A 7,965-nucleotide genomic window follows, 5' to 3' on the forward strand; every position below is an offset into this window, starting at 1 on the left:
CATCAATCGAGGCGTTCACGGCCGGGAAGCGCTTGAGGGCTTCAGTAGCGGCCTTTACGAACAGCGACATGAAACCGAGCTTGACGCCGTGACGCTTCTCGAAGCCATCCTTGTACTGCTTGCGCAGATCCATCAGCGGCTTCATGTTCACTTCGTTGAAGGTCGTCAGCATCGCTGCGTTCTGCTGGGCACTGACCAGTCGCTTGGCGATACTGGAACGCAAACGGGTCATGGGAACCCGCTTCTCGGTCCGCTCACCGGCTGCCACGGTTACTTCCGGCATGGCTGCGGGCTTGCTGGCTGCAGCAGGCGCTGACTTGCCACCATCGATATGGGCCTGCATGTCTTCCCTGGTCACCAGACCGCCCTTGCCCGTGCCCTTGACGGAATCGGCACTGATATCATTTTCTTCGGCCAGCTTGCGTGCGGCCGGGCTCACCCGGCTGTCTCCGGACGCTGCCGGGGCAGGCTCCGCGCTGGCGGCTGCCGGTTTTTCGTCCTGCTTTTCAGGTGCCGCAGCGGGGCTCTCGCCCGCAGCCCCTTCCTTGAACTTACCGATGACCTGACCGCTGGCTACCGTGTCGCCTTCGTCACTGAGGATCTCCTCAATAACACCACTGGCGGGTGCAACCACTTCCAGAACCACCTTGTCGGTTTCGATATCGACAATCAGTTCATCCCGCTCACAAGCTTCGCCGGGCTTCTTGTGCCAGGTGGCAACCGTACCCTCAGCGACCGATTCGGGAAATACAGGGGCTTTTATTTCTATCGACATTTCAAATCCTTACGTTCGGTAGCTCGTCAAAGTTCAAAGGCGTCAGTAACCAGCTTTTTCTGCTGCTCGACGTGCACAGACATGTAACCGGCGGCTGGAGCGGCAGACGCCTCGCGGCCAGCGTATTCAAGATACAGTTTCGGATTCAGGCGATGCAATGCCGAACGCATATGATGCTGGCTGCAATACCAGGCACCCTGGTTCATCGGCTCTTCCTGGCACCAGGCCACGTGCTTGAGCTTGGTGTACTGGCCTATCAGCTCGTCCAGATCGTCCGCCGGGAACGGGTACAGCTGTTCGATACGAACAATTGCCACATCATCCCGGCCATCTTCTTTTTTCTTTTCGAGCAGGTCGTAATACACCTTGCCACTGCACAGAATCAGACGAGTTACCTTTTTCGGATCCGATGGCTCCCGTTCCGGCAGTACAGTCTGGAAGGTGCCCTCGGTCAGATCGCCAAGTTCCGAAGTGGCTTCCTTATGACGCAGCAGGCTCTTGGGGGTGATCGCGACCAGGGGCTTGCGCAACGGTCGCTTCACCTGCCGGCGCAGCATGTGGAAAACCTGGGAAGGCGTGGTAGGCACACAAACCTGAATGTTCTGCTCTGCGCAGAGCTGCAGGAACCGCTCCATACGGGCCGAACTGTGTTCCGGGCCCTGGCCTTCATAGCCGTGGGGCAGCAGCAGGGTCAGACCACACAGCCGGCCCCACTTGTGCTCTCCGCTGGTCAGAAACTGATCAATAACAACCTGAGCACCGTTGGCGAAATCACCGAACTGTGCTGCCCAGACGATGAGCGCATTCGGCGACGTCGTCGAGTAACCGTATTCAAACGCCATCACCGCCTCTTCGGACAGCAGCGAATCGTAAAGGTCAAACGGCGGCTGGTTGTCAGACAGGTTGGCCAGCGAGGTCCAGGTTTCGCCGTTTTTCTGGTTATGAAGTACGGCATGACGATGGGAGAAGGTACCACGACCCACGTCCTGTCCGGTCAGGCGAATCGGGTGACCTTCGTTGAGCAGGGTGGCGTAGGCCATCATCTCACCGTAGCCCCAGTTCATGGACAAGGCACCGGCGGTCATCTTGTTGCGGTCGTCAACGATCTTCGAGACCTGACGCTGAACCGTGAAACCTTCAGGCAGCTGGGTGATTTTCTTGCCCAGACGCTGGATGGTCTTGAGGTTTACGCTGCTCTTGCACTTCGCCGTCCACTCATGGCCCAGAAAAGGAGACCAGTCGACATAGAGCTCTTTATTGGGCTCCTTGACCAGGGACTTGACCACGTGCTCGCCATTATCCAGCGCGTCACGGTAGTCCATCTCCATCTGTTTGGATTCTGCGTCGGTGATCACACCGGCGGAAATCAGGGTATCGGCGTAAAGCTGACGGGTGGTTTTCAGCTTGCGGATCTTGTCATACATGACCGGCTGGGTTGCGGAAGGCTCATCCGCCTCGTTATGGCCGCGACGGCGATAACATACCAGATCGATAACCACGTCCCGCTTGAACTCATTGCGGTAGTCCATGGCCAGCTGGGTCACAAACATGACCGCTTCCGGGTCGTCGGCGTTAACGTGCAGAATCGGCGCCTGTACCATTTTGGCGACGTCCGTGCAGTATTCCGTAGAGCGGGCATCTTCCTGACGATGGGTGGTGAAACCCACCTGGTTGTTGATGACGATATGTATCGTGCCACCAACACCGTAGCCCCGGGTCTGGGACATCTGGAAGGTTTCCATGACAACGCCCTGGCCGGCAAAGGCCGCGTCGCCGTGGAGGATAATCGGTAATACCTGAGTACCGTCAACACACCCCCGGCGATCCTGGCGGGCTCGTACTGAACCGACAACAACCGGAGATACAATTTCAAGGTGGGACGGGTTGAAGGCCAGCGCCAGGTGAACCTCACCGCCTTCGGTCATGACGTTGGAAGAAAAGCCCTGGTGATACTTGACGTCACCGGAGCCGGAATCCGCCATTTTCTTGCCTTCGAACTCATCAAAAAGATCTTTCGGGTTCTTGCCAAGGGTATTGACCAGCACGTTGAGGCGACCGCGATGGGCCATACCCAGAACAATTTCCTTGGCACCGTAGCTGCCGGCCCGCTGGATAAGCTCATCCAGACAGGGAATCAGGCTTTCGCCGCCTTCCAGACCGAAGCGCTTGACCCCCGGATAACGGGAGCCCAGATATTTTTCCAGACCTTCTGCAGCGGTCAGGCGCTCCAGAAGATGCTTGCGGGTGGCAGGCTCAAACGCCGGCCGGGAACGGGATGGCTCCATGCGCTGCTGGAACCAGCGCTTGATGCGGGTGTCCACCACGTGCATGTATTCGGCACCCACGCTAGAACAATAGGTCTTGCGCAGCTCATCAACGATTTCACCGAGTTTCATGACCTCTGAACCAAAATTCAGAGAACCGGTCTGAAACTCCAGATCCCGATCAGCCTCGCTGAGTTCGTGAAACGCCGGATCCAGATCTTCCACTGTCTGCCGCTGCCAGACATTGAGGGGGTCCAGCTTCGCTTCCTGATGGCCGCGGAAGCGGTAGGCATTGATCATCTGCAGAACACGGATCTGTTTGCGGTCAGCGTCGGAGGTCGCGGAGGCAGGAACGCCAGCGCCGTTAAAGAAACGCTGATTGCGGGCGATGTGCTCGAACTGTTCGCGGATGGTGGAATGTGCGATATCGCGGGTTTGACCGTCGACGCCGGGAAGCTTGTCAAAGTAGCTACGCCACTCTTCGGGGATGGCGTTGGGGTCGGTCAGGTAGGTTTCAAAAAGCTGCTCGACATAGGCCAGATTCCCACCTTGTAGATGAGAGGTCTGCCATAACTGCTCCATTATGCTTTCATGCATTTTGAATAGCTCACCTTGGACTGGTGCGGGGGAGCTCACTATGGTCGGCCAGGGGTATTTCACAGTCAATACGGGTTTTTACGAGATCGACTGTAGCCACCACAATGCACACGGATGTTTTCCGTTCCCCGGTGGTTTTTGTACTAAATCAAAGCCGCGAAAGTGCTTTGTGAGCAATTTTCGCGGCCTGATAGCGTGCCCTACCGGCCCACACTTGCCAATGCGCCTTTGGTAGAAGGCTTTTCAGGACAAGTGGAATGCAGGCCGGGGGCTCTGGCACTTCCAGAACAGTATAGCGGCAATTCAGAGAACTGCCTGTCAGGTTGCCCGTTGCAACAGAAGGTCACGGATATGACCAATGGCACGGGTCGGATTCAGTCCCTTCGGACAGACGCTGACGCAGTTCATGATACCCCTGCAGCGGAATACGCTGAACGGATCATCAAGATTGGCCAGACGATCGGCCTGGGCGGTGTCACGGGTGTCCGCCAGGAAGCGGTACGCCTGCAGCAATCCGGCCGGACCGATAAACTTGTCCGGGTTCCACCAGAACGAAGGACAGGAGGTGGAACAGCAGGCACAGAGAATACACTCGTACAGGCCATCCAGCTTCTCACGGTCCTCGGGGGACTGCAGCCGCTCGATAGCCGGCGCCGGCTTGTCGTTCACCAGGTACGGCATGACCTTCTCGTACTGCTTGTAGAACAGGCTCATGTCGACGACCAGATCACGAATTACCGGAAGACCCGGCAGTGGCCGCAGCACCAGCTTGTTGTTCTTGAGCACCTGAGACATGGGCGTGATGCAGGCAAGACCGTTCTTGCCGTTCATGTTCATGCCATCAGAACCACACACGCCTTCCCGACAGGAACGGCGGTAGGCCATGGAGGAGTCACGCTCCTTGATCAGGTTCAGGATATCCAGAACCATCAGATCCTTGCCTTCCGGAACCTCGACCTCGACGTCCTGCATGTAGGGCGCGTTGTCGGTTTCCGGATTATAACGATAAAGGCTTACTAACATTTTCACATCCCCCTTAGTAAGTCCGGACCTTCGGCTCGAAGGTAGGTACGGTCTTCGGCGCGAAGTTTACATCACGCTTGCCGACGCGCTTGTCCAGCGGGAAGTACATGGAGTGCTTCAGCCAGTTCTCGTCGTCACGCTCGGTGAAATCGTTACGGGCATGGGCACCACGACTTTCCTTACGCTCAAAGGCCGAGATCGCAGTGGCGAGTGCAACTTCAAAGAGGTTGTCGAGCTCGAGCGCTTCAATACGCGCGGTGTTGAAGGCATTGCTGGTATCGGTCAGTTTGGTGTTACGAACACGCTCACCGATGGCTTCCAGCTTCTTCAGACCTTCTTCCATGCTCTTGCCGTCACGGAATACGCCGAAATACAGCTGCATGCAGTTCTGCAGATCCTTGCGGACCGCGGCAACGCTTTCGCCTTCGGAGGCATTGTTCAGACGCTCAAGGCGTGCCATGGCGCGAGTGATGTCTTCCTCGCTGGCTCCGTCAACCTCGAATCCGCCGCGCAGTTGCTCCTCGATGTGAAGACCGGCGGCACGACCGAACACCACCAGATCCAGCAGCGAGTTGCCGCCCAGACGGTTGGCGCCGTGTACCGATACACAGGCTGCTTCACCGCAGGCAAACAGACCGGGAATCGGCTTGTCTTTGCCGTTTTCATCCTGGGTCAGCGCCTGGCCACCCACGTTGGTGGGAATACCGCCCATCATGTAGTGACAGGTGGGTACTACCGGAACCGGCTCTTTCACCGGGTCCACGTGAGCGAAGGTACGGGACAGTTCGCAAATGCCCGGCAGACGCAGGTTCAGGGTTTCTTCACCCAGATGATCCAGCTTCAGCAATACGTGGTCCTTTTCCGGACCACAGCCACGGCCTTCAAGAATTTCGATCACCATTGACCGGGCCACCACATCACGACCCGCCAGGTCTTTCGCGTTGGGCGCATAACGCTCCATGAAACGCTCACCTTCGGAGTTGATCAGGTAGCCACCCTCACCGCGACAACCTTCCGTTACCAGCGTACCGGCACCGTGAATACCTGTCGGGTGGAACTGCCACATTTCCATGTCCTGCATCGGGAAGCCCGCGCGCAGGGCCATGCCGATACCGTCACCGGTATTGATCAGGGCGTTGGTGGTGGAAGCGTAGATACGCCCTGCACCGCCGGTCGCCAGAACTGTCGCCTTGGACTTGATGTAAGCCACTTCGCCGGTTTCGATCTCGATAGCAACAACACCAACCACTTCGTTCTTGCTGTTCTTGACCAGATCCACCGCATACCATTCGTTGAGGAAGGTAGTGCCGCCTTTCAGATTGGCCTGGTACAGGGTGTGCAGCAGGGCATGACCGGTACGGTCGGCGGCGGCACAGGTACGGGCTGCCTGGGTGGGATCATCGGGGCCCTTGGACTGGCCACCGAAGGGACGCTGATAAATGCGGCCCTGCTCGGTGCGTGAAAACGGAAGGCCCATGTGCTCAAGTTCAAACACCGCCTGGGGACCTACTGAACACATGTACTCGACAGCGTCCTGGTCGGCGATGTAATCGGAGCCCTTGACCGTGTCATACATGTGCCAGCGCCAGTCGTCATTGGGATCAGCGCTTGCAATGGCACAGGTGATACCACCCTGAGCTGATACCGTGTGGGACCGGGTAGGAAATACTTTCGTGATACAGGCCGTATTGACGCCGGATTCGGTCAACTGCAGGGCAGCTCGCATACCGGCGCCACCGCCACCGATAACAATCGCGTCGTAAGACATGGTCTTGATATTAGCCATCTGTTAAAGCCCCCAAAGAATCTGAATGCCCCAAACCACATAGACAAACATTGTCGCCCCACAGGCTGCCTGAATCAGGAATCGCAACGCAGTGGCCTTGATGTAATCTGTGGTAACGGTCCATAAACCAACCCAGGCATGCCCACCGAGAGCGATCAGCGTGCCTAGTGAGAATATGCGGAACCAGGTCTGACCAAACAAACCTGCCCAGGCGTCGTAGGTGACGTCAGTGGTCAGCATGAAGCCAAGCAGGAAAATGGTGTACAGAGCCAGTACGTAGGCGCTGACCCGCTGGACCATCCAGTCATAGACACCGCTGCGACCGAGATTCGTTACGCTGCTTACAGCCATATCCATACTCCTGCCAGAACAATCAGAATAACTGAGACAACCACCGTGATTTTTGCGGCGAGCCGCCCGCTCTCCAGCTCCTCACCGATACCCATATCCATGAACAGGTGCTTGATACCTGCAACCAGATGGTAAAGAAGGGCTGACAGTATGCCCCAGATAATGAGCTTCGCCAGGAAGCTGTTCAGCAATTCATTCACGCGGTTGAAGCCGTCTTCCCCGGACAGGGAAAGGTCCAGCCCGTACAGCAGGAAGGCAACACCAATAAAAATGATGATGCCGCTGACGCGATGCAGGATGGAGGTAATGGCAGGCAGCGGAAAATGAAACTTGCCGAGATCGAGATTTACTGGTCGTTTGCTATTCACAGCGCTCTCACACTCTCTCTTGGTTCCGCGGTTCCGGACAGGCCGGGGCGGATGGTTGGTATGTAGGACGCCGCACCGGTTGTTTGGGCACCGGGTGCGACGGACTCTGGAGGGAGAACACCATCGCAGACGTCGTTGCAGGCGTTCAGGCTTGGTATGTCCCCATTTCCGGGCTAGGGATTATAAGGAGTGGACCCCGGAATTACAAACCGGCAAGGTATAAAATCCCCGCCAAATCAGTTCCTCACCTCAGCTATAGGGATGATTGACATTCGCTATGCAAAAGGGCATTAAAGGCGGGTACATTTCAGGCTTCGCTCAAGTTACGGGTATTGATTTAACAGCTTTTATCCAATGTTCCATTGACAAAAAAAGCCAACACCCTATATTTTGCCGCCGGTTAATGAACATTACGCGCCTTCACGCGCTTTCAACGCTGATAACAGGAGAGCACCATGACCGACAGGAAAGCCACGCTCTCGGTGGGTGACAAGTCCATTGAGCTACCGGTTTACTCAGGCACCGTCGGACCCGACGTTATAGACGTTCGGAGCCTTGTCCAGGAAGGCGTGTTCACTTACGACCCGGGCTTCGTTTCCACTGCAGCCTGCGAGTCCAGCATCACTTACATCGACGGCGCCGCCGGCATTCTGCTGCACCGCGGCTACCCGATTGATCAGCTGGCAGAAAGCTCGGACTATCTCGAAGTCTGCTACCTGCTGCTGAACGGCGAACTGCCCACGCCGGAAGAGAACAGGAAGTTCCACGACACCATCAAGAACCACACCATGCTGCACGATC

At 56.8% G+C, this 7,965-nt stretch carries 7 protein-coding genes; 1 reads left to right on the plus strand and 6 read right to left on the minus strand.

Annotation, left to right across the window (positions count from 1 at the left end):
* From AAC035_RS15805 to sdhC, 6 genes are all read right to left on the minus strand, one after another.
* On the minus strand, positions 1-775 hold a 775-nt coding region (locus AAC035_RS15805), incomplete at its 3' end, for a 2-oxo acid dehydrogenase subunit E2 (protein ID WP_339805821.1).
* A 26-nt stretch (positions 776-801) separates the two neighbouring features.
* Positions 802-3,636 (minus strand): 2-oxoglutarate dehydrogenase E1 component, encoded by a 2,835-nt coding sequence (locus AAC035_RS15810; RefSeq protein WP_339805823.1) that lies wholly within the window; start codon positions 3,634-3,636, stop codon positions 802-804.
* A 318-nt stretch (positions 3,637-3,954) separates the two neighbouring features.
* A complete protein-coding gene (locus tag AAC035_RS15815) occupies positions 3,955-4,659 on the minus strand; it encodes a succinate dehydrogenase iron-sulfur subunit (protein ID WP_339805825.1) in 705 nt (234 codons plus the stop codon).
* A gap of 13 nt (positions 4,660-4,672) precedes the next feature.
* Positions 4,673-6,445, minus strand: coding sequence for a succinate dehydrogenase flavoprotein subunit (gene sdhA / locus AAC035_RS15820; protein ID WP_339805827.1), 1,773 nt, complete (start codon positions 6,443-6,445; stop codon positions 4,673-4,675).
* 3 nt (positions 6,446-6,448) lie between these two features.
* Positions 6,449-6,802 carry a succinate dehydrogenase, hydrophobic membrane anchor protein gene (gene sdhD, locus AAC035_RS15825; RefSeq protein ID WP_339805829.1) on the minus strand — a complete coding sequence of 118 codons (354 nt, stop codon included), beginning with the start codon at positions 6,800-6,802 and terminating at the stop codon, positions 6,449-6,451.
* Positions 6,787-7,164 carry a succinate dehydrogenase, cytochrome b556 subunit gene (gene sdhC / locus AAC035_RS15830; protein ID WP_339805831.1) on the minus strand — a complete coding sequence of 126 codons (378 nt, stop codon included), beginning with the start codon at positions 7,162-7,164 and terminating at the stop codon, positions 6,787-6,789. The genes sdhD and sdhC overlap by 16 nt, the downstream gene beginning before the upstream one ends.
* A 455-nt stretch (positions 7,165-7,619) precedes the next feature.
* Here sdhC and AAC035_RS15835 point away from each other — a divergent pair.
* The coding region (locus tag AAC035_RS15835) for a citrate/2-methylcitrate synthase (RefSeq protein ID WP_339805833.1) at positions 7,620-7,965 on the plus strand (346 nt) is incomplete at its 3' end.

It is taken from the genome of uncultured Marinobacter sp. (assembly GCF_963974375.1).
Lineage (GTDB): Bacteria > Pseudomonadota > Gammaproteobacteria > Pseudomonadales > Oleiphilaceae > Marinobacter.

Bases quoted from the DNA above. Each gene is read 5' to 3' on its own strand.
- AAC035_RS15810 (WP_339805823.1), bottom strand. From the start codon at position 3,636: ATGCATGAAAGCATAATGGAGCAGTTATGGCAGACCTCTCATCTACAA.
- AAC035_RS15815 (WP_339805825.1), bottom strand. From the start codon at position 4,659: ATGTTAGTAAGCCTTTATCGTTATAATCCGGAAACCGACAACGCGCCC.
- sdhA (WP_339805827.1), bottom strand. From the start codon at position 6,445: ATGGCTAATATCAAGACCATGTCTTACGACGCGATTGTTATCGGTGGC.
- sdhD (WP_339805829.1), bottom strand. From the start codon at position 6,802: ATGGATATGGCTGTAAGCAGCGTAACGAATCTCGGTCGCAGCGGTGTC.